Source organism: Allobosea sp. CRIB-10 (genome assembly GCF_900112185.1).
Taxonomy (GTDB): Bacteria; Pseudomonadota; Alphaproteobacteria; order Rhizobiales; family Beijerinckiaceae; genus Allobosea.
In genome coordinates, this window is record NZ_FOKP01000029.1 from 60,004 (window position 1) to 82,653 (window position 22,650).

A 22,650-nucleotide genomic window follows, 5' to 3' on the forward strand; every position below is an offset into this window, starting at 1 on the left:
CGCTTGCGGAGTGAAGGCCGGGCACCCAGATCTAAGACGGAATTCACGGTCCAGTCGTGCGTGGTGGTTGCCAGAGCACTGGAAACGTTAAGCTACGAAAACCACCATGTCGGCCTTTGCGCGACTACGACTGCCCCAGGGGCTGCGCGCAAAACGTGGGAGGATGCATGCGTGCATTGTTCACCTACGAAGCCGGCAAGACGGGGGGCGAGTTCGTGCGCCTGCGTCTCGAGTTCAGCCTTCGCGGCTGTTTCTCGTGGCTTCGGGCGGCTCTAGGCTTCTAGTCGAAGAGCCCCCCGCCTTCATGGGCGGGGGGTTCTTTTTTGCCTAGCCTTGGATCCAGAGGGCTTGCTGTCGTTCCATGATCGATCAGGACCACATCCCTATGCTCGTATATCCATGGCAGATCCCTACGTAGAGATGCCGCATCTTCGAGGGTTTTATCTAAATGCTGAGCGCGGGTGGCGCTCGGGTAGCGCCACTTTCGGACATTGGGTCGTTGCCGGGAACCGGACCTTGGGCAAGCGCTGGCATCGCCGATATCGATATCGAAGCGGTGCTCGGAATAGTTGCGTAGAATTCTGCTCCGCGCGAAGATGGCCGGGGGGCATAAATTAGAATGGTGGCTTGGCGAGAGGGGGGACGCGCAATTCTTGCGCACGCAAGGCGGGCTGCAAAGGAGGTCGAAGCTCCCGGCGGCGCTGAGATGGCACGTGTACGTCTCGCCCGAGACCTTCTCCATATCCATGACGGCAACACCCAGTTTGGAAGCTTCGCTCGCGCGCTTTCCACCCTGAGCGTCGACGAGCGCCACTATTGGGTCGGCGTCTTCTACACCCTGTTACTCTCGGCCGAGGTGCGGCGCGACCAGGCCGCCTATTTCACCCCGCCCTATCTGGCAAACGCTGTGCTTGACCTGGCCGTCGAGTACGGGTTCGACCTCAAGGAAGGATCCGTGCTTGATCCCGCCGCAGGCGGCGCCGCGTTCCTTTCTACCATCGCCGCGCGAATGACGGCTGTCGGTGCGAAGCCGGATCAGGTCGCAAGCCGCCTCCATGGCGTGGACATCGATCCCGGTCTGGCGCGGATCTCCTGCGGCCTGATCGCCGACCGACTGGGGCTTGGCGGGGTCTCCACCATCGACATGCAGGTCTGCGATGCGCTCCGCCGCCATTGGAAGCCCGAGTTTGACCTAGTCGTTGCCAATCCGCCCTACGGGCGTGTCACGCCGGCAGTGTTGGCGGGCGACCACTGGAAGAAGGTCGCTCACAGCGGCAACATCAACAAATACGCCGTCTTCGTCGAGCTCTGCTTGCGAGCCGCCAAGCCGGGGGCATTAGTCGCCCTGGTCATTCCATCGAGCTTCCGGACCGGGCCGCTCTACACCAAGCTTCGCGGTTACCTGCTGGAGCAAGCCCAGGTGCTATGCGTCGGGGATGTCGGTCCGCGCGACGAGGTCTTCGCCGACGTGGCCCAGGACGTCAGCGTCCTCCTACTACGCAAGACCAGCGCGGCGAAACGCGCGGACACCCGCTTCTGCATGATCGACGCGACCGCCGGGGTGACGGACATCGGTGCCTACCCCCTGCCGCGGGACCAGGAGGAGCCCTGGCCGTGCCCGACCCTAAACGCCATGCCACGCGGCGGTGCCACGCTCGCGGATTACGGGGTCAGCGCCAAGGCCGGCTACTTCGTCTGGAACCGAGAGGGTGATCGCCTACGCAAGGTCGAAGAGGCAGACGCCTATCCGCTGATCTGGGCGAAGAACGTCAAGCCGGGTCAACTCTGCCGGCCTGCGGGCAAGGATGGCAAGGCCGCCGACTTCGTCACCTTTGAGGAAATGTCGCCCTCGATTGTCCGCCAGCCTGCGGCCGTGCTGCAGCGGACCACCAACAACAAGCAACCCCGTCGCCTTGTGGCGGCTGTCGTCGATCCCGCAGTCTATGCACGCTGGGGCGGCTTTGTGACGGAGAACCACACCATCGTCCTGATGGGGGATTCCGCGGCCGACGTCGCCCAGGTGTGCCAGCTCCTCAACACCGCGGCGGCGGATGCGCGCTACCGCGCGCTGTCGGGAACGGCCGCGGTTTCGGTGCAGTTGTTGCGAACCCTCGACTTACCCAAACCCGAGTGCTTGGCGGCGGCGACCAAGATCCACGCCGACCCCGAAAACGCTGCTCTCGCGGCCTATGAAGCCTCCGCCCTTCTGCACGCGGGCCGCCATGTCGCGTGATTGGGATAGTCGCGGTCGCGGGCCGAAGGCGGGGTTTCAGGCGCGTTTCGATCAACGCCAGTCGGCGGCGGGCCAGAGAGGCCAGCTTGCCCGGCAAATGGCGGACTCGCTTGCCAAGCGTGTTGCGGCCGCAACGCCACCGCCGCGTCCGCAACGACCGGCCGCCGCCTACGCCCAAGCGCTCGGGGCGCTTCCGCTACATCAAGTCGGCAGCCAGCGGCCGCTCGGTGTCTCGCCGGCCTACCGCAAGCTCGTGGAGATCATCGCCAGGTCAGCCAGCGAAGGCGGACGGCGGACGGCGCTGTTTTGGCCGGCCTCGGAAATCTCGCTAGCCGCCGGCGCAGTCCTGACGTGCCTCGCCGATTGCCTCTCCGCCACGCCTATCCAGGTGATGTTTGACGGCGAACCGGTTTCGGCGCTGTCGACGCCGATCGGCTTGCGCACGCTGTTGTTCCCGGCCGCCAGCACGGCGCATCGCCCACTCAAGGACGTTTACGCGGACAAGGAGACGATCAGCCGGTGCCATACCCGGCACCATGCCCGGGCGATACGCCAACCAGCTGAGGCGGGCTTCGCCGACTACCACCAGGCGCTGTCGCGGGTGAAAACCCTAACCGGGAGGGCGCGGGACGGAAAGGTCTACGACGAGTTTTGCCATCCCAACCTCGACGAGCTCGTGGCTAGTGGCCCACTGGACGGCCCGATGCCCGACCACGGTCATCTGCTTTGGCATGCGCGCGCCAAAACCGATCTGCGCGTGCAGAGCCGCACGGGCTTGGCGGACGATCCGGCGGCGGCGCCGTTCTTCTCGTTTTCGCTTCGCGCCGCTGATATAGCGAACGCGAAGATCAACGCCGCGACCTTGGCGATCGACATCCTGTTGATCGACCTGACCCGCAGAGGCCGAGCTCGCCTGGGGCTGATCTGGCGCGATAGGGTCCGCGAGCTCGTCGCGAAGGTCGAGGCCGCGCATCGCGGGATTGGCGTTGTGGCCCTCACCGACGATCCCTGGACGTTCGATGCCGTCCGGTTCGACGCTCTGGCGACGGAGACCCGAGTGCGCGGGAAGGTCGAGCGGAAGGCCTGCCCTTCGGAAGTGGTGTTTGCCACCGACAGCGCCGTGGCGACCCCTGTGGAAGGAACCGCGGTCGAATGGCGAGGCTGCGAGCGCGTCTCGGTTGAAGGCTTCGGCGGCGAACTCGTCGCCGAACTGGCGCAGCTTCGCGCCCTAGTCACGGCCGCCAACGAGGCGGGCGACGCCCGGGGTGCCGAGACCGTGCGCCGATTGATGGGACGGCTGCGCAGTGCGGCGTCCCTGCCGGCCTCGCTTGGCGCCTTGAGCGCCTTCGTCACCTCCGAGATGGGCCGGGCCGTCGCCGCCGAGCAGGTCGCGGCCTACGAGATTAATGGGCTGATCTCGGATCTAACCGAAGTCGGCTCGGTCCTCTCCCAAGTCGCCTATGACGCCCTGACTACGTCGATCGCAAAGGCCCGGGCGCTACGCGAGGCCGTAGTCAGGGCCACGCCGATGTCCGGCCTTCTCGAAAAGGCCGTGCAGCGCTTTCTCGGCTCCAGCTCCAAGTGCCTGTTCGTCTTTCAAAGCGACCTGATCGCCGAGCTCGCCTATGAAGACCTGGTTGCGCGGATGCCCGACCTCGAAGGTCGGATCGACAACGGCATGATCCACTTTACGGACGTGCAGGGTGCCGCCGACATCGCCAGCCTGCCGGACGGCGAGCGCAACCAGTTTTACCGGTTGATCCTGGTGGGGCCGACGCGCGCCCAATTGCTGGGTTGGATGGCCAAGCCGTGGCTCCCCAAAGAGCTGCTGATTCTGCTCGATCTCGACACGATGCGAGCGACCAGCCGCGATGCGCTTCGGTTGTCGCAATATCCCGAGTTCGCGCTGCTGAAGCGCCGCTTGGCCCTGCTGGCCCAGAAGACCGCCGAGACGGCCGGACGCCTTGGCGGGGCTACGATCAACCTCGACGCCCTTGAGGCGCCGCTTCCCGACGTCGAACTCCCGGTGGGAACCGTGGTCGATATGGCCGGCCCTTCGCGGACGCCGCGCGACCTGATCGAGTTCACCCTGTCGAACGCGCTGAAGGTGATCGCCCGGCCGCGCACGCGTCTCGTCTCTAGACTGCCAAGCCAAGCGCTCGTCAGCTACGGGGAAATCGAGGCGTCGAAGGTCGGCGAAGGCGACGAGATATGCGTCATGGGCCAGGCCTTCATCGAAAAGATGCGGCCGCTGCTGAACATCTCCGCCGTCGCCGCCGAGGAAATCCGCAGCTACCACGACGTCGTCCGCGAGAGATTTCACGACATCCCGGGCCCATCGGTCTCGGCGCGCCTGCGGATTGTTTCCGAGCGCATGGGCGAACCGCGCGTCGATCCCGCTAAGATGCGGTACTGGATCACCCTCGACGACGAGGCGGACAAGGCCCTGCACGAAGTCGTGCCGCACGCGGCGCGTGAACGCGATACCTTCTTGCGGTTCATGAAAGCCCTGGGTGTCTCGGACGGGACGGCGCGCCGCTTCTGGGCTTGGGCGGTCATTGAGCAGCGCTCCGTCCGCCAGCGTGTCGGCTCAGTGCTCTACGACGCCTACCGCAGCATCCTGGTGGACCCGCATGGGGCCGACGCCTCCCAGCTCGACCGCCTGTCCGGCGTCAAGGCTGTCCGCTCTGCTGCCGAGCAGTTTGTCGCCACCGTCACCGGCCGCCGGGAGTTCAGAGGATGAGCAACGGCTACTCGGCCACCCAGCTGCGCGGCATCGGCGAGGAGGTCAAGGAGGCCGTCTGCGACGGCCTGGTCAATCTCATCGTCGACCGGGTGTCGGGCGCCGATGAGCACGGACGAGTGATCTTCGGCCGGTCGCCTCGTCGCGCAATTTTCTCCGGGCAGCTCCTGCCGCGCTTCGACGACAATGGCCAGGAAGACGAAACCTCGGATATTCGCATCGCCGCCATCGGCCTCGACTTCACGACGCGATCCGGCATCGGTGGGGATCTAACGATCCAACCCTCCGCTGCGGTTTACATTCGAGCCCTGCCTACCTGGGATGAGCTGCAGAACCCTCGCAACGGCCTAGAGATTGATTTTCGGCTCAACACGGCGACGCAAACGGCGATCGATCTGGCGATCCGCACGCGCCGCCAGCAGCTCTTCCTCGAGCAGGGGCTCGACCGCCCGCGCTGGCGGGATCTGACCGAGACCGCTCGGTCCGAGGTGAGGCGCCGGCGCTCCGATATCCAGGAACAGGTGCGTATCGAAGCCTACCGCGCGCAGAGTATCGAGCTCGTGCGCGGCGACATGGACGACTCCGCCGTCGAGGAGTCGCCGCCCGAACCCGGGCCGGCCGGCCCTGATCCGGCGCAACCGCTCGAAGCCGAACCGCGCCCTCGGATCGCGACCTTGCTTCGGCAAGGCCGCCGCATCCCCTATGGACTCATCGACCCGGCTCAGCTGCCGGGCAAATGGGTGCGCCTTCCTTTGACGCTGCCGGCGGGGAACCTGCGACTGGAGGCTGACGCTGACGCAATTGCCGTCGCGATCGCCGCCTACCGCGACCAGCTGCGCCTCGCCGCCGCCGCCAGCGTCGCCGATTGGCTGGCCTCGGAAGAAGGCCGGCTCACGGCTTGGCGCAATGTCGTCATCCGTCCTGCCGACGCACAGGACGAGGCGGCCTACAACACCTTCCTGACGGCGGCCCAGGCGATCCCGGTCAATGCAGCGGACGTGGTGCCGGATCTCTCTCGGCTCACCGTCACGGTCGAGCGACAACAAGACTTCGTCGATCCAACGGTCCAGTCTTACAGGTTGACCTTCGATAACCAGGCGCCGGATGTCCCGTTGCGCCAGGCGCTGATGCGCTGCCACGCCCTGTTCGGCTGCGCGCTGCGGGTGGAATTGCCCAGCGCGGCGCACCTTCCACTCCGCCTGGATCGCGTGGAGCCGTCGTACCGGTTCCGTCATTTCCTTGAGTATCCGGCGATCGGTCTGAACTGCGGCGTCGATGCCGAGGTCGGCCGCGAGACCGTCAGCCTCAAAACCACCTGGGCACCTCGCTTCGTCCAGCCGCGGATCATTCCGCGCAGCGCCGATGTCCCGACCCAATTTGGGCGCCTAGCGGATCGGACCCTCCGCGTTGGCGATCTCCACGCCTTGCCGGCTGCTTACACTGCCTGGGTTCGCGACCATGTTAGCAGCCTGCGCGACCAGGTTCGTGATGGACTGTCGCCCGAGGACGCCGGTATCGAAACGGCGCGTCTCGCTGTCGATGAGGCCGGCCAGTCGGATGAGGCTGGTTTCATCCGACGGGGCGTCGACCTGCTGATCGAGGCCCAGGCCGCTTCCGAGCAACTGGCGGCGGCCCCAGAAGGGCCGAACGCCGCCGGTTTGCGGCGGCGGGCGGCGCCCTATGAGGCTTGGCTCTTGATGAACCGCTCGTTCTTCGAGCGCGATGGTGCCGACGGCGGCCGAGGATGGCGCCTGTTTCAGCTGGCGTTCGTCCTAGCCCATATCCCGACGTTGGCGTCGCGGATGCCGGAGTACCGAACCTACTACAACGCCCGCCTGGACGAGGACACGGTCAGCCTCCTCTACTTCCCCACCGGCGGCGGCAAGTCGGAGGCCTTCTACGGGACGCTCCTGTTCGGGCTCTTCCTGGACCGCCTGCGCGGCAAGGATCGCGGCGTCAGCGTCCTGATCCGCTATCCACTGCGGCTCCTGACCTTGCAGCAGGCGCAGCGCCTCCTCCGCCTTCTGATCAACGCCGAACTGATCCGGCGACGGGAAGGGATCGGAAGCTGGCCCTTCGAGATCGGCTTCTGGGTTGGTGCGTCGAACACTCCCAATCGGTATGCGGCGGTCAGTGCCGACGTCCCGCTCGCCGGCGACGCCGACTTTGCAGACGATGCGCGGCTGGAGGACGGCGCGGACGAGTCCCCCGCCATACGGGATCGCGGACGACGCTATCGCGAGCTTCGGACGGCCTATGACAAGGTGCCGACCTGCCCAGGTTGCGGCTCGCAGACGGGCCTTCGTCGGTACGAGGTCGAGGGACCTACGGCCAAACGCCTTGCGATCCTCTGTTTCGACCGCCGTTGCCGCTGGAACCAGGCCCACGGTCAGCTGACGCCGCTCCCGTTCCTTTTGACGGATGACACGATCTACGCCCGCGCACCCTCAGTCCTGCTCGGTACCGTCGACAAGCTGGCGATGCTCGGCCAGGACACCAATACGGTGGCCAAGGTGGTCGGCATGTTCGGCCTCGCGCGATGGGTTGGGCCGACCGGCCACCTGGACACGCCGCGCCGGACCGATAACCTGCGGGACGGGCCGGGCGCTACCGGCTATGCGCCGGTATTTCCTGCCTATCGGAACGGCCAGAGGGTCTTCCATGACCCGTTCCCCGCCCTGATCATCCAGGACGAGGCGCACCTTCTGGAGGAAAGCCTCGGCACCTTCAGCGGTCTGTTCGACACCCTCCTCGAGCATGTGTTCCAAGAGATCGACGCCGCCGCGGGCGACGACCTGCAGCTTGCGCGGGCTTGGCGAGGCGATGATTGGGGCGCGGCCCGCATGCCTAAGGTGATCGCGGCAACCGCTACGATCTCCGACCCGGACCGGCAGATCGAAGTCCTCTATCAGCGGCGAGCGCTTCGATTCCCATATCCCGGTCCCGACATCTACCACTCCTTCTTCGCCGAGCCGGCGCCCGCGCCGGGCGGCAATCCCGACCGGCAGCAGCTGGCCGAGGCGCTTCCGTCCTGGGAGGCGCCTGAAGCAACATCGCCCTGGATGAGGCTCTACGTCTCGCTCATGACCAACGACGCGACCCACACGGTAACGTCGGTCCATGTGCTCGGCGTCTTCCACACCCTGATCAGCGAGCTTTGGGCTGACCTAGTCGTTGAAGAGACCCGCGCCAGAGCGGTCGCCCGCCTGCGAGCGGCCATCAGCCCAGGCCGGGCTGGAGATTGGCGTCGGGCCGCCATTGATCGCTGTGTCGCCGACGGTCGCGATGAGGATGTCCTCGCGGTAGTCGACCTTCACCGCATCGCGCTCGCCTATGTCACGAACAAGAAGGGCGGCGACCAGATCATGGACGCCCTCGACGCCGCAGTGCGTCTCGGACACCAGGCGGCCGGCGTGCCCATCGAGCACTTCGACAGCCGGCTGATCTCCGGCGGCGTCGACATGAAGGACATCCAGACCGTCATGGGCGACGCCGAGCGCAGTTTCGCCGGCCAAAGATACCCGCCGCTTGACAGCCTCGTCCGAAACATCGTCGCCACCTCCGCGATCAGCCATGGCGTCGACGTCGACCGCTTCAACAGCATGTTCTTCGCCGGCTTGCCGTCCGACGTCGCCGAGTACATCCAAGCGTCCAGCCGGGTCGGCCGGACCCACATCGGCTTCGTCATGCTGCTGCCCACGCCGCAGAGCCGCCGCGACCGCTACGTCGTCGAGACGCACGACATCTTCCATCGGTTCTTGGAGCGGATGATCGCGCCGCCGGCGGTGGAGCGCTGGGCAGAGAACGCCATCCGCCGCGTGTTCGCCTCCTACATCCAAGCCTGGGCGATCACCAAGGAAGGCGTCGAGTTCATCCGCACCGCCGACGCGATTAAGGAACGCGCACCGCAATTCGACTACGTGGGACGGCTCGGCGGCGACGCGCGCCGGGAACCCATTCGGTTCCCCGACGAGATCGGCAACTTCATCCTTAGAGCCGTTGGGTTCGAAGGGCGTGGTCGCGATCACGTCGGCCGGCCCGTCTACGACGAACCCTATCGCCGCCTCGTCGACCGGGCCTCGCAGGAGTTTTCTAACTCCATGAAGGCACAATCCACCGAGAGCCGGCTGCGCGACTACTGGGCCGACCAGACCGCGGTCTTCAAGAAGCCAATGACCTCGCTGCGCGACGTGGACGAGGCCGGCATGATCGTAGGCTCTGCTTACGACCCGGCCTCTAGGACCAACAACACGCGGGTGGAACCGGCCGCCCTCGCGCGGGTGATGCGCGCCATCCGCAGTCAGCGGGGTGCCGTGGCGGAAACCGACGCCGAGCTTGATGGAGAAAACGCGTGAGCCGCCCGCCCAATGGCCGTCCTCCGCAGCGGGACGGCGGCTGGCGCGATCGCCGCCCGGCCGCCATCCGCGGCGGCTTCGAACCGCCCGCCAATCCCGATCTGGAGCCGCCGAAGATGGTGCGCTCCCGGATCCAACTCGCGACCTCCTACGCCCCGGGCGTTCTGCTCACCTGGGAAGGCGGCAAGGGCATCTGTCGGTCCGTCCCGATCCGAAAGCCGGTGCAGGTGGACCGGACCACCGAGAACCAGATCTTCGACGGCGTCCGCGAGTTCGCCGAGAACTGGCAGTCCCGGGCCTTGTCCGTCCGGCCGGCCGGCGAAGTCGCCCCGGCCCTGGCTCTCGATTCCGATTTCTACAATGTCCGCACGGGCCAGGTGGAGATCGATCGCCAGCATTTCGAGACCACGGACCCCAGCGTGGTGGGCTATGTGCCCTATCCGCTGATGTTCCAGTGCGGGGTCTGCAGCCGCATCCGCGAGTTCGCGTCGGTCGAGGAACTCGACCGCCAGCCGCTGCCGCGCCGTTGCGGCGACCATGACGGCAGGTGGGCCCAGGTCGATGTCGTCTATGCCCATTGGTCCGGAAGCATCGAGCCTTTGAGCCCCAGCGGCTATCGTTTCGATCCCGCCGATTCCCGTGTGCATCGCATCGATGTCTGCACCTGCGGGGCCCGGAACTACTCGCTGCGCAACGGCGCGCCGGTCTTCTCGGAATGGCGGTTCGTCTGCAACGAGTGCGGCGTCGCCAAGGAGCTGAAGAAGCCCGACCACGACACCTACGAAATCCTCGAAGCTGATCGCCAAGCCGGCGGGCGGCAGTACGAATTCATTGAAGTGAACATGCTTCCGGTCTCGTACCGGGCGAACTCGGCCTTCTATCCTCAGCGCGGAAATTTCATCGAGTTCCGCAACGCCGACGTAGTCGACCTGCTGACCGAAGGTCGGCGGTTCGACCTCTCCCGCGCACTTGCGCGCATCTACGATGTCCCGTTCGCCGAGCCGAGCGACGCCGACATCGAGGCCGCGCTTCGCAACGCGGGGCGGACCACGGAATGGGAAGACTACCAGGATCTTGTCGACATGCTGCGGCGCGCCGAAGAGCGCGGGTCGGAAGAAGGAATTCTCCGCTGGCGCGGCGCTATCACCCAAGCCCGGGAGACTTGGTACGAAAGCGGCGTCGTCGAGCGCGGGCAGATCCAGAGCCCAGCCCTGGTTCGTGCGGCGCTGAACCGGGAGGGTTGGGCGCGCCGCTACGATCCTATCCGCCTGGCGCTACAGCACAGCGCCTTCGTCGAAGAGCACATCGCCGAACGGCTTCCGGTGTTCGAGGCCGTTGATGTCATGACGCCTGACGCACAGCTCTCCGATGTCGCAGGCGATCCCACCGCCCTAGCCCGCTATCGCGGCACGATCGGACCGCTCCTCGACACGATGGGCGTTCAGCGAATGGTCTTGATCCGCGGACTGCCGATCTGCGAGTTCAGCTTCGGCTACTCGCGGGTGTCGTCTGGCCCGATCTACCAGCGCGAGACACAGGGGCGCTCGGTGTCCATGCCCGTTCGTCTCAAGGCCTTCGATACCCTGCCGATTCAAGGTGCACGCAAGCACCCGATCTACGTCACACGACAACGCAACGAAGCGCTGTATTTCAGGCTGGACGAGGCCAAGGTCCGGCGCTGGCTTGAACTGAACCAGGTCCCCGATACGCCGCCCGCAGGGGTCCATATCGGTCAACTCCTGATTGAGACTTACCAGGACTTCGGGCCGTTCCTGGAAGACTACAAGGACCGCGAGCGGGGCGGCACGCCGAGATCGCTGGGCGCCTACGTCTATCTCCTGCTTCACAGCCTGGCCCACCAGTTGATGCACTCGCTGGCAGACCTGTCCGGCCTCGATGCAGACGGCCTAGGCGAACACCTCTTCCCGGCTGACCTCGCATTCGTTCTCTATCGCAAGGGGATGACGCCGGACCTGGGTAACATCTCCGCCATGTGGCGAAACCACGCCGAAGACTACCTGCGGCGCGCGATAGATCCTCGCCTTCTGCGTTGCGGCTCGGGTTCGCTGTGCGATGCGCGCGGCGGCGCCTGCCCAGCCTGCATCATGGTCAGCGAGACGACCTGCGTCGCCTCCAACCAACTCCTATCCCGCGCCGCCCTGCGTGGTGGACCGGCGCCGAACTGGGAGGCCGCGACGGCGCCGCCCATCGTCGGGTTCTTCGACCCGCGCGTGCGGACATGAGGGCGCGAGACCTCGTTTCGCCAAAGGGTACGACACGACTTGTCGTCACCTTGCCCGGCGAGCAGAGCCGCTTCGCAGATGCGTTGAAGCGCCATTCCGGCGCAGCCTTCACTACCCTCACCGACACCCACGACGCCTTTACCCACATTGCGCGTCGTGCGGTCGACCGCCTCGTCATTATGGTGCCCTTCATCGACAAGGCCGGCGCGGCGTGGGCGGTCGAGCTTTTCGAGTCTACGGCGGCGACAGAACGGTTCTTGATTCTCCGGGACACCTCCCAGTTGATGGGCTGCGGGCAACACGGATTCCATCTGAGAACCCTCACGACCGGGATTTTCGACTACAGTTTCTCCGAAGAAGGCGACGAGACCACGCTGGGCGAGACCTTCCATGCCAAAATCGTCCTGGCTGATGGTGTGAGCGCCTATGTGGGCTCTGCCAATCTCCTTCGTCGATCGCGGCACGCGAATCTGGAATGTGGCATGCTAGTAGACGGGCCAGGGGCTCTCGCCGTCAGCGTTCTGGTCGATAGTGTGCTTGCTGTCGCTCGACCAGCACAACCGTTAGGAACTTATCCAAGATCGGACCTTCCTAACGTCGGCTAAGGGGCGAACCCGCAATCATGGACGACGAGCACACTGAGCTGACCTGGTTTTCGATCGAAGATGCCTGCGGTCTGTCGGACCTCGCGTCGGTGGACTACGTGGACCTGTTTCGCTGCGCCGCGCGAGCATGACTTCAGACGCCGGCTTATTCGGATTCTGACCCTCAACGGACCTTCGCATAGCTGAAGCAGTCACGCGCGCGCAGAGTAACACAGGGATCGCGGCTGTTCCGATGCCCCGGTTAGGGCCGGCCAAGACCAGCCCAAGGCCTGCATCGTACATGAAACGCCCTTCGTGAACTGTTTCAGGAACCTATATGAACTGAATTTGGAAGGTCTATATATTTGATATTGAACAGTTAATGTCCCTCGAAGGCCGCCAATTGTGGGGCAACTGTCTCTAGAGTATAACTGGATAGTCCGTTTAAAAAAATCGCATCGAAAAAACAAAACGGAGTTCCTTCGATGTCGCAGTTGCCTTCCACCATCACGGCGGTCGCCACCATTCCTCCGGACGTCATCACCTGGGTCGCGGTCATCGCGGCCTTTGCCCTCGCGGCGTTCGCCATTCACGCCGTCATGACCATCGCCAAGGATCGGCAAAAATGAGAAAGCCTTGGGTGAAGCTGCCGTCTGCGTGGATCAACGAGGGCGGCCTGCAAAACTTTCGGTGGGTGGGCAAGGCCGGTAGCAATGCCGACAACACGACAGCGCTGATGACGCTGATCGCGCTTGCCCATCACGCCGATGATCAGTCGGGCGTGGGCTTCATCACATACGATCTGCTGGAGATGCTGATCGGGCGAAGCCGTGCCAAGCTGGCGCGGGGCCTGGCCATCCTTGAGGAGCGCAGCATCATCGAGCGCGAGGGTGGAGGGCGCAGCTATTATGGGCTGCTGCGTTTTGATCCGACCAGGGACTGGGCAAAGCTGCCGTGCAAGTCGCTCTATCACGGCGATCGCATGGCGTTCTTCGACGACTTCACCTTGCGGAAACCCGCCGAACTGAATGCGTTGAAGCTCTATCTGCTCTTCGCGGCTCGCCGTGGTGACGACACCAACATGGCGAATATCAGCTACGACAAGATCACCGAATATTCCGGCATCGCCCGTGAGCACATCAAAGCCGGCCTGAGTGTCCTGGCGATTAACAACCTGGCGCATGTCGAGCGTGTGCCCAGCGCCAAGAACGAGTTCGGCATCTCCAATGCGTACAGGCTGACTGGCATCGAGTCGCACATCCATATGGGTACCCGAGGGCGCGGCATGGATGCAGCACTATTCGGCAGTTGACCCTGCGCCACTTTCGGAAATTGGGCCGTTGCCGGGAATCGGACATTCGCCATGCCTGTTCCTGAAGCGCCCATTCACCAGGCTTCGGAAGACGGTGAAGGTAGCGCGAGCGGAGCGCCGCACTCTCGAACGCGCTGGGCTTCAACCGATCAGCTTTGCGCTTTTGTCCTATGGATTTTTCCCAGCACGACAATCTAGGGTAGAGCAGAATGGATGTTGGGGGATCATCCGCTGTGAACGCCAGCTATTTCGCTGCTTCTACTGTCAGGTTGCAATATGCCAGGGCAGCCTGATCATCCTGCGTCAGCCATCTCGGGCGCAGCATTCAGCGCCGATCGGAATATTCAGCAGATCGGGTTTCATCACCGCGATGCCATCCGTTTGCTGTTCATCCTTGTGGTCGGCAGCGAAGAGGCTGAAGACGGTGAGCGCATTTTTCGCGGCGAGAAGCGCGCGATGGCGATGGATTTCCTCGTACGATATCCGGACTATCTCGCTGACGAATTGCTCAACCGATACGAGCGTGAGAAAGACCTCGCCAGCCTCCAGGCCGCGAGGCAGATATTCGAGCGGGACGAACCAGATGTCCGTACCGTTGCCATGGTTCGCTGGCGCCGGGGTGCATTCCAGAACATCGAGATGCCACTCTCGATCCTAACGGCTCATGGGCTTGTCCGCGCGCTGAAGCAAACGGCAGGGCACAAACGTCACGATTTCATCGTGACACAGGCCGCGTTGGCATTCGTCGCGAAGATCGAACGCGAACAACCGAGTCTGACCTGGTATCGCGATCGCGTACAGTTGGTCATGACGCTCGCGGGCTTCCGCAGCGGTTCCAGCCTGAAGGACGATCAGTACCTCCATCCTGAATATCGCGACGCGCCTCACGGTACCGAAATCCCGTCTATCAAGGGACGCGTTCTCACCAGGCTCGATTCCTTGAGGCGGCGCGGATGAATCATCAGGTCACAGCAGCGGACTGGGTTGAGGCTATTGCCAGCAAGTCCTCGCTTACTGCTAGCACGGTGCAGGAGACACTCGACCGGTATGGCATCGAACCGCAATCGACGCTCCCGCGACGCAAGCATTTGCGGATCCGGTCGGTCAGGCTACAGGGCGTCAAGGAAGGAACAGCCGAGAACGGCCCATTCGACAGCACTTTCCGCTTCGGACAGGGCCTGTGGGCAATTCTCTCGGATCAAAACTCGCGCGGAAAGTCCACGCTGCTCGGCGTGATCCAAGGTGGCATACGCGGAGATCTGCCTGACCGCGTGAAGCCTGACATCTGGCGTTGGTTGAGCCATGTCGAGGTGGTCTTCCAGGCCAACGAGATCGAGCATCGGCTCGTCATCACCAAGAAATCTGGCGACGAGCGACGGGAGGGGCAGGCCCAGTTTGCTCGCGAACAGGGCGAAACCTGGTTTCCGCTTTACGAGGGACCCATAGGCGATCCGCTTGAGCGGGCTATGGAAGATGCCATGCTGGCGGAGTTCGGCTTTGCCAGATTCCATGCTCACAATGACCGGGACGGGAGCCATACCCATGGCTGGCCGGCGATCGCGGCCGCACTTTTCGTCAATGGGCCCGGCAAGGCGATCTTTGGAGAGGTCCTGATCGACGCGATCCCGCTGCGGCTCCTGCAGATGTTCATAGGACTTCCATGGGTCAGTACCTACACGGCAGCGTCGACGGCACTGAAGCGGGTTCGAGCCAGCAAATCGGAACGCGCGCCCCTCAACAAGGGCTTCCTGGACAGGTTGGCGGCGCGCCTCCAAAAGGTGGAGGAGGCGCTAGAGGAGAAACGTGGCCAGGTTCGGCCGGATATCGATCGCAGTGCCATCCGGGCCCAGATCCTCGTCCTGGACGGAGAGCTGATAGCGCTTCGAAAGGCGGCGGACCGCGCTCGGGATCAGTCGGCGAACCAGGATAGGCAATGGCAGGGCGCCAAGACACTTTTGGCCGAAACGAGGCGATCTCTGCAGCAACTGACGGATGACCGGAACGCCGGGCTCGTATTCCGCTCATTGCGGCCGGTCTGCTGTCCATCCTGCGACGCCGGCATTGATTTGAATCGTCATGAGAGCGCAAGCAAAAAGGCGATTTGCGCGCTGTGCGGCACCGAAGATCGTGACCAGGACGATGAAAGCGGCATCCGCATCAGCGATCTCCAAGACGATGTGAAGGACGCCACGTCGCAGGTCGATCTGTTGAAGGACGCCTTCGACCAAGCGAAAGACAACGAGAAGGCGGCTGTTCAGGCTGTTTCAGCGGCCGCGGGTAGGCTGAAGTCGCTGGAAAAGGACCTGTCGTCTGAGGCTGAGGCCGATCTCGAACTGGAAATTCGGGGCCTGGAAGCACAGAAGACCGAGCTCCAGAGTCTCATAGCGGGTGAGGATGAGGTCGAGCCTGACCAAGGCGACAAAACTGCTGATGACGAGGCCGTTTTGAAAGCGGCGGAAGAGATCACCAAGGAGCTTTACGACGGCCTGGCTCGCGACATTCTTCGGGAGGTTTCTGAAGAAATCACACGCCTGTCCAAACTCTTCGGCGTGCAAAATCTCGAAAGCATGGAATGGGGTACTGGCGGAGCGCTACGCATCATCCAAGGCGCTACGCAGACGAGCTTCGGCAAACTTTCGCCGGGTGAAAACCTCCGTGTGAGAATCGCGGCCGCGCTCGCGATCATCGAGGTTTCGCGCCGCCGCATGTATGGCCGCCACCCAGGACTTCTTGTCCTCGATAGCCCGGGATCCCAGGAAATGAGCGCCGGTGATTTTGCCACCCTCCTGTCCTCCGTCCAGGAGGCGATCGAGAACGCCGACGACATCCAGATTATAGTCGGCGCTGTCGCTCGTCCGCAGCTGCTCCAGGTTGTCCCTGGCGACCATACGACCCACGCTCAAGACCAACGATTCCTCTTCTGACGGCCGCGACCGTGTCGACTAACGCCCTCCTTGACGGGCTCCTGAGTGCAGGAGCCCGGTTCGACTTCGGCAATTCCTCGCCCGACGATGTCGCATTGGCGTTGAGCGCGCTTGCCGGCGAGGTCGAGGAGGCGCAGCTGTTCGCGGCTCTCGCATCTCACCCTCGCACCGACCTGACCGAGAAGGCTTTGCTGGCAGCAATCCACGCGACCGATGTTCTCGCCATGATGGAGATCGCGTCATGGCTTGGTCGTGGAGGGCTGATCGCCCCATCCAGCCGCAAGGCGGTCGGCGAGGCGTTTCGAAAGCGCGCGGCGAATGCGTCGGATCACTACGGGGTGCGCGCGCAGGCACTCAAGGCGGCGATGATCCTCGCCCAAAGCGAAGCCGGATTGAGGTTGCGCCTGCAAGCCGATCTCATCAGCCTCGAGGCTACCGATGACGGCAACTATCTGCGCCATGCAGCGCGTATCGCAGGTGCTATCCACGCACACGCCCCCCTTGAGGAATTGCGGGAGCTCCTGACGCGTCTCGCGAACGTCAAGGAGGCGATGGACGAAGCCCTTTTCGAGCTTGGCCTCGACGCTCTTCGTGCTGGCATGGAGGCGACAACTCCGGAAGCCGCTCTATCGGAATTTCGCCAAGCGCAAGCCTTCTTCGAGCGCGCGGAACAGGCGTCCGAGAGCCGCATCGATGCCAAGCTCTACAGAAGCTGCCTCGATGTGCTGGTCGATTTCCACACAGGTCAGGATGGCGATCTGACCACCTATGTCGAGGCGATCCAGCAAGCCGCCTTCGGGTACACGGCCTATCTGATGCGATCAGATCGCGATGCGGAGACCGGCTCCTGGCTGTCGGTCAAGGATTGCGAGCGCGTCCACTGGTCGTCGCTCGCGCTGCGGCTTGAAAGCTTGGCCGGCAAGCTGTCCCACTCCGCCTGGATCAGCGTTGCTGCCGCCTTGGAGGATGAGCTCCTTTCGATTTACACCGCCAGTCGGAGCATGTTTCGACGGAACACTGCTGGCGGCCTCGAGGAGTTGCTACGGCCGCGGATCGTCGGCAGCATGCAGAAGGAGCTCCGCTCTCTCGATATTCTGGAACTATGGATCGCCGAGAATTCGTCGTCTGGCTTGCTGCCGGATGCAGACGCCCTCCGAGAGCTGGTCGTCCACGCCCGAGAAGACCTCGTTGCACACCGCCCTTCGGGGGCGGTGGTCGGCAGCTCACCGACCGCCGCCATTATTGAGCGCCTGCCAGCGAGCGAGCAGGCGACGATCGTGGCGCGGATCGAGGCGGACGCGCTATCGATCTTGAATGAGACAGTATCCCGGAGTTTCATTGAGGTTCTGGAGGCCGCAACCAACGGGCTCATGGAGAATGGCGACTACGCAAAGCACGAGGACGCTCGGAGATTCTTCGACGTAGTCCTGCTGCATACGACCCGCTTCCTCGTCGCGCGTCACGATTTGAGTGTCGCGACGTTTCCCTTGGTTGCCTACCTGTTCAACCGCAGCACCGATAACCCTCCGCTGGAAGCGGATCTCCAGCACGACTTCGTCAATTTCCTCATGGGCTCGACACTCGCGCAAATCTGCACCCCAGAAGCGAGAGATCTCGGTGGAGGTCGCGTCGATGTCCTTTTCACGTTCCGGTGGATGAAAACCACGGCCGAGCTCAAACGATCACTCCCCAAACGATCATCAGATCAGCTCGTTGACGAGTACGGGCCCCAAGCAATCGCGTATCAGAGCACCAATGTCAGCTTTGCCATTCTGATGGTTCTCGATCTTTTCGACAGAATGGGCGCCCAGCCCGACATCAGGGATCAGATCTCGCTTCACCATCGAACCGTAGCGGACAGTTCGGTCCAGAAGACGGTGGTGCTGTTCCGCGTCCAGGGCAAGCGTCACACACCGTCCGACCTAGGCAAGTCGGCTTTGACGGCGCCCAAATCAAAAAGCGCTTGAACCAAAAGCGGTGCTAGAGCAGTCCCTCGCGCGACGAGCGCGACAGATTGATGGCCGCCAGGAAAGTGAGATGCACGTCCATTGGACGGCCGGACACCCCACGCACTGAAGATGCTATTCGGTAACCACAGCGCCCGAAACGCCCCTCAGGGCCTTGCCGAGCGTCATCGACGCGCTCACGCTGTCTGATATCCCTTCGTGTCAGGATTCGCCGCTGATGGCCAGCCCGCCCGTCTCGCTCACCCTGTCTCTCCCGCCCGAACTGGCCTCGACCCTAAAGGCAGCGGCCTCGCAGCGCGGCTGGACGCCGGAGAGCCTGGCGGCCGATTGCATCGCCCAGTCGCTGGAGGTTGCGATCCGGCATCGCGTCGCACTGGAACGCATCGATCAGGTCGATGCCGCCCTGCTCGAGCTGGCCAAAGCCGTCTCGGCCGTCGAGGAGGCCGGAGCCCCGATCGACCTTTCGGAATTCTGCCGCTACCGGCACGGCGGATGACCGCCTCGCCTCATCGGCTCGGGGCTGGACCGGAAGCCGGCAACTACTACACCAAAGACAGCGCCCGCGAAGCCCGGCCGGACCGGCGTGACGAGTATTATGCGAAAGACGGTGATGGCGTCTGGTGGTCGACGGGCGAGACGATCGTGCGCAATGGCGCGGCGATCGATCGTCAATCGTTCCGCGATCTCTGCGCCGGCATCGATCCACGGACCGGCAACGCGCTGGTGAGAGGCGCAGGCGCTTCCCATAACGCCGGAACCGATATCGTGATGACGCCGGGCAAAAGCGTATCGGTGCTGTGGATGGCCGGCGATCCACAGCAGCGAGAGATCATCGAGGCCGCGCATCGCAATGCGGTTTCGCGGGCGCTGCAATTGATCGTCGACGAGGAGATGGTCGTCGTGCGCTCAGGCGCCGGCGGGGCCATCCGGCACAAGCCGGCAGATCTGATCGTCGGCCGGTTCGATCATTTTACGACCCGAGAGGGAGACCCCAACTGCCATACCCATTGCGTCGTGATGAATGTGGCCGGAGTCCCCGCCGAGGCGCTTTCGGGGCGCTATCGCTACAAGCACCTCACGACGGACCCTGAGCAGGTTTTTAAACTCCAGCGCATGATCGGCGCGGCCTACCGGGCCGAGTTGGCAGCGGAACTCGCGCAGCATCTGGGTGTGCGGTTTCGCGAGGCCGGTCAGGGCCAATGGGAGATCGCCGGAATCAGCCAGGAGCTTCTGGACCGCTTTTCCAAACGCTCGGCGCAAATCGAAGACTATGCCGGATTGGGAGCCAGTCCCGCTCAGCGCGAGATCGCGGCCCTTGCCACCCGTAAGGGCAAGGATCAGGTTCCCACAGGCGACGAACTGGAGGCGCGCTGGCGAGCGGAGCTTGCTGCCCTCGCTGTCGATCCCTGGCAGCAGATGCGGGCTCCGGCCAGCGAGATCGAGCGCACCGCGTCCGGGCCGGAGATCGACCCGCCAGAACTTCCCGGAGAGGGGCCTGTCGCCCGCGCCGCATCCGAGCTGTTCCGCCACGAGAGCGTGATCGAGCGGAAAGACCTCCTTCAACGCGCCTTTGAACTGGCAGGGTTGGCGGGGCTCAGTCCGGATACCGTCGCGGCCGAGCTTGCCGCCTTGCAGGATGACGGCAGGCTCTTGCGGCTCGATGATGAGGCTCGGCCGCAACGCTGGACTACGCCAGCAATCGCAGCCTGCGAGGCCGCGATGCTGCGCTCGGCCGAGCGGCCGGACGAACGCGACTGGCTCGCAGAGGCTGCCGTTGATGCCGCTCTGACCGCAGCCCCTCACCTCTCCGGGGAGCAGCGGGACGCGGTTCGTTCGGTCGCGAGCCGTGACGGCGTTGTCCTGATCGAAGCCGGAGCGGGGACCGGCAAGACGACCACCGCGCGGGCGCTGGTCGACGCGGCCCATCGTTCGGGCCTGAAGGTCGTTGGCCTCTCGCCATCCTGGGTTGCCGCCGATGAGCTGGCCGCATCCACCGGTATCGCGGCGCAGGCCATCGCGCGCTGGCGCCATGATCGGGCTCATGGTGGAGGCCCACCGCTTGACGACCAGACACTGGTGATCCTCGACGAGGCCGGCATGGTCGGCACGCGCGACATGGAGGCCGTGCTGACGGCGGCGCGCGATGCCGGCTCCAAGGTCGTGCTGGTCGGCGATCGTCGGCAGCTTGCTTCTGTGGCCGGGGCAAGCGCCCTCAGGGCCGTCGCGGATATGATCGCCCGCTCCGCCGCGATGACGGAGGTTCGACGCCAGGAGGTGGACTGGCAGAAGGCTGCCACCGTCGTGATGGCGCGTGGGGATTCCGAAGCGGGCCTGCGCGCCTACGCGATGCATGATCGGCTGGAACTGGTCTCCGGCAGCGAGGCCGCGCAGGAACGCACGATCGCGGCATGGCGGGAACTCCGGCAGGCCTACGGCGATGACGTGCTGATCGTGACCCGGCGCAATGATGATGCTGCCGATCTGAACCGTAAGGCACGCGAATTGCTGAAGCAGGACGGGCGGCTTGGGCCGGACGCCATCGCGTTGCCATCGATCGACCGCGCCGACAAGCCGGTGAGGCTCGCGCTCGCGATCGGCGACCGACTCCGGTTCGGCGAGACCTTACCGGAGCACGGCATCCGCAACGGCAACCGTGCGACGGTGCGGGCGATCGTCCTGACGGAATCAGAAACGCCCCGCGTCACGCTCGATCTCGACGACGGGCGCAGCCTTGAGGTGAAGTGGCGCGAGCTGGCGCGGGAGCCCCGCTATGGGCGCAAGCGGACGCCGCCTCGCATCGTGCATGCTTACGCGGGCACGGCGCATTCGGTGCAGGGGCGCTCGGCGGCGGCATCGGTCGTCCACATCGCTCGTGAAACGGACGCACGCGAGGTCTATGTCGGCCTCAGCCGGCATCGCCATGACACCCGCATCATCGTCGAGCGCGATAGGCTCGATGCGCTTTGCCGGCAGCGCCAGGCCGATCCGCGCCTTCCGGCTAGCAATACGGCGGTTCAGGAAAGGCTGTTCGCAGAGGCGGCACGCTATCGCGACAAGGCCAATGTGATCGAACATGTTGCCGACAGGGAGGCGTTCCTGCGGCGTGGAGATGTTCGGCTGGCACAGGTCGAACGAGGGCGTACAACCAGTACGCTACTGGCGTCGCGTCTTTTGCGCGACGCGATGCGCTGGCTCAAGCGTTCTTCGCACGCCTTGACCCGACTTAGCGTTGCTCTCTCCGTCCAGCGTGACGGGACGGTTCAAGCGAGAACGGGAGAGACATTGGCGAGGCGGATCGAAGGCCTGTTGCGCCCAGGGCGGGAGAGGAGCCGCCAGCCTCGACCTGATAGGGATCACTCGCCTGAACGGTGAGATTGCAGATAAGGACACTTGTTTACGATGCCCCATGGGGGGCGCCCAGGCAGCCTTGGCCGGAATAGCCTCATGCAGGAAGGCGGTCATCTCGCCTACCTGCATCGACCTGGCGAAGAAGTAGCTCTGCGCTTGGGTGGCGCCGGCCTAGCGCAACTCATTCAATTACTCCAGGTGTTGTTGTTCGCCGTCAGCCAACGGTCCTGCATATTCCCGATGTACGACGGCTCAAGTTCGCGCCAGGGCGGCACGAGACTTGATCGTAGCGGCCGGGGCGAGGACGGCCCTCATCGAGCGGAGCTCGCCGTGGGAGAATGGCTAAGTCGCTAAGAATAGCAGTACAACATTTGGCATTATCGCAACGTTAACCAGAGCGGGGCATATATCCAGACGGGGGCTTACAGTGGTGAGGTTCCCGGTGCGGCCGCACCGATCTGGCAATTATGCTGTGCGGGGAACTATCTTGAGCAACAGCGGTTTTCTGGCCTCTTTGAAGGGCGCTTCGCCTGAGCTCGAAGCGATCAAGCGAACGCAGGCCGTTATCGAGTTTGATGTGTCCGGTAACATTCTGGACGCGAACAAGCTTTTCCTCGACGCCATGGGCTACAGTAACGATGAAATTCGCGGCCGACATCACTCCATCTTTCTGGAGGCGGGTGAGCGCGAGAGTGCGTCCTACAAGTCGTTTTGGCAGAAGCTCGGGGCCGGGGAAGCGCTTCAGGGCCAGTTCCTCAGGATCGCCAAAGATGGCCATCGCCTCTGGCTGCAGGCGACCTATACGCCGATTGTCAATCGCGCCGGGAAGGTGACCGGGGTCATCAAGTGAACCGCCCCGGGTTCGCCGGAGGCCGTTTGGTTTGAGTCAGGCTGCGATGGCTGGCTCGTCCAGCATCGCGTAATAGCGTTCCTCGGCTTCG

At 64.0% G+C, this 22,650-nt stretch carries 13 protein-coding genes; all 13 read left to right on the forward strand.

Translation table 11 applies throughout. From position 1 onward, the window contains the following. Positions 1-706: 706 nt before the first annotated feature. The 13 genes from BMZ69_RS26565 (at position 707) to BMZ69_RS26620 (ending at position 22,559) form a co-directional block, all read left to right on the forward strand. A complete protein-coding gene (locus tag BMZ69_RS26565; RefSeq protein WP_092162584.1) occupies positions 707-2,233 on the forward strand; it encodes an HsdM family class I SAM-dependent methyltransferase in 1,527 nt (508 codons plus the stop codon). Then, positions 2,223-4,976 carry a hypothetical protein gene (locus tag BMZ69_RS26570; protein WP_139219219.1) on the forward strand — a complete coding sequence of 918 codons (2,754 nt, stop codon included), beginning with the start codon at positions 2,223-2,225 and terminating at the stop codon, positions 4,974-4,976. The genes BMZ69_RS26565 and BMZ69_RS26570 overlap by 11 nt, the downstream gene beginning before the upstream one ends. Next, positions 4,973-9,331 (forward strand): DEAD/DEAH box helicase family protein, encoded by a 4,359-nt coding sequence (locus tag BMZ69_RS26575; protein WP_092162586.1) that lies wholly within the window; start codon positions 4,973-4,975, stop codon positions 9,329-9,331. Before BMZ69_RS26570 ends, BMZ69_RS26575 begins: the two co-directional genes overlap by 4 nt. After that, positions 9,328-11,574 (forward strand): hypothetical protein, encoded by a 2,247-nt coding sequence (locus tag BMZ69_RS26580; protein WP_210188095.1) that lies wholly within the window; start codon positions 9,328-9,330, stop codon positions 11,572-11,574. Before BMZ69_RS26575 ends, BMZ69_RS26580 begins: the two co-directional genes overlap by 4 nt. Positions 11,575-11,657: 83 nt before the next feature. Continuing rightward, a complete protein-coding gene (locus BMZ69_RS26585; RefSeq protein ID WP_244543555.1) occupies positions 11,658-12,179 on the forward strand; it encodes a phospholipase D-like domain-containing protein in 522 nt (173 codons plus the stop codon). Positions 12,180-12,643: 464 nt separating this feature from the next. Next, positions 12,644-12,787: a hypothetical protein gene (locus BMZ69_RS31755; RefSeq protein ID WP_175506986.1), complete on the forward strand. Its 144-nt coding sequence runs from the start codon at positions 12,644-12,646 to the stop codon at positions 12,785-12,787. Continuing rightward, positions 12,784-13,470 (forward strand): hypothetical protein, encoded by a 687-nt coding sequence (locus BMZ69_RS26590; RefSeq protein ID WP_139219221.1) that lies wholly within the window; start codon positions 12,784-12,786, stop codon positions 13,468-13,470. The genes BMZ69_RS31755 and BMZ69_RS26590 overlap by 4 nt, the downstream gene beginning before the upstream one ends. 276 nt (positions 13,471-13,746) lie before the next feature. Further along, on the forward strand, positions 13,747-14,427 hold the full coding sequence (locus tag BMZ69_RS26595) for a hypothetical protein (RefSeq protein WP_244543556.1): 681 nt from the start codon (positions 13,747-13,749) through the stop codon (positions 14,425-14,427). After that, positions 14,424-16,394 (forward strand): hypothetical protein, encoded by a 1,971-nt coding sequence (locus BMZ69_RS26600; RefSeq protein ID WP_092162608.1) that lies wholly within the window; start codon positions 14,424-14,426, stop codon positions 16,392-16,394. The genes BMZ69_RS26595 and BMZ69_RS26600 overlap by 4 nt, the downstream gene beginning before the upstream one ends. An 11-nt stretch (positions 16,395-16,405) precedes the next feature. Next, the gene (locus tag BMZ69_RS26605; RefSeq protein WP_092162624.1) at positions 16,406-18,361 is read left to right on the forward strand and encodes a hypothetical protein; all 1,956 of its coding nucleotides are present in this window, start codon (positions 16,406-16,408) and stop codon (positions 18,359-18,361) included. A gap of 217 nt (positions 18,362-18,578) precedes the next feature. Beyond that, a complete protein-coding gene (locus BMZ69_RS26610; RefSeq protein WP_092162644.1) occupies positions 18,579-18,857 on the forward strand; it encodes a hypothetical protein in 279 nt (92 codons plus the stop codon). Then, on the forward strand, positions 18,854-21,733 hold the full coding sequence (mobF, locus tag BMZ69_RS26615) for a MobF family relaxase (RefSeq protein WP_092162626.1): 2,880 nt from the start codon (positions 18,854-18,856) through the stop codon (positions 21,731-21,733). Before BMZ69_RS26610 ends, mobF begins: the two co-directional genes overlap by 4 nt. A gap of 463 nt (positions 21,734-22,196) precedes the next feature. Further along, positions 22,197-22,559: a PAS domain-containing protein gene (locus BMZ69_RS26620; protein ID WP_175506987.1), complete on the forward strand. Its 363-nt coding sequence runs from the start codon at positions 22,197-22,199 to the stop codon at positions 22,557-22,559. The last annotated feature ends 91 nt before the right edge of the window (positions 22,560-22,650 follow it).

Bases quoted from the DNA above. Each gene is read 5' to 3' on its own strand.
- BMZ69_RS26565 (WP_092162584.1), top strand. From the start codon at position 707: ATGGCACGTGTACGTCTCGCCCGAGACCTTCTCCATATCCATGACGGC.
- BMZ69_RS26570 (WP_139219219.1), top strand. From the start codon at position 2,223: ATGTCGCGTGATTGGGATAGTCGCGGTCGCGGGCCGAAGGCGGGGTTT.
- BMZ69_RS26575 (WP_092162586.1), top strand. From the start codon at position 4,973: ATGAGCAACGGCTACTCGGCCACCCAGCTGCGCGGCATCGGCGAGGAG.
- BMZ69_RS31755 (WP_175506986.1), top strand. From the start codon at position 12,644: ATGTCGCAGTTGCCTTCCACCATCACGGCGGTCGCCACCATTCCTCCG.
- BMZ69_RS26590 (WP_139219221.1), top strand. From the start codon at position 12,784: ATGAGAAAGCCTTGGGTGAAGCTGCCGTCTGCGTGGATCAACGAGGGC.
- BMZ69_RS26595 (WP_244543556.1), top strand. From the start codon at position 13,747: ATGCCAGGGCAGCCTGATCATCCTGCGTCAGCCATCTCGGGCGCAGCA.
- BMZ69_RS26600 (WP_092162608.1), top strand. From the start codon at position 14,424: ATGAATCATCAGGTCACAGCAGCGGACTGGGTTGAGGCTATTGCCAGC.
- BMZ69_RS26610 (WP_092162644.1), top strand. From the start codon at position 18,579: ATGGCCAGCCCGCCCGTCTCGCTCACCCTGTCTCTCCCGCCCGAACTG.
- mobF (WP_092162626.1), top strand. From the start codon at position 18,854: ATGACCGCCTCGCCTCATCGGCTCGGGGCTGGACCGGAAGCCGGCAAC.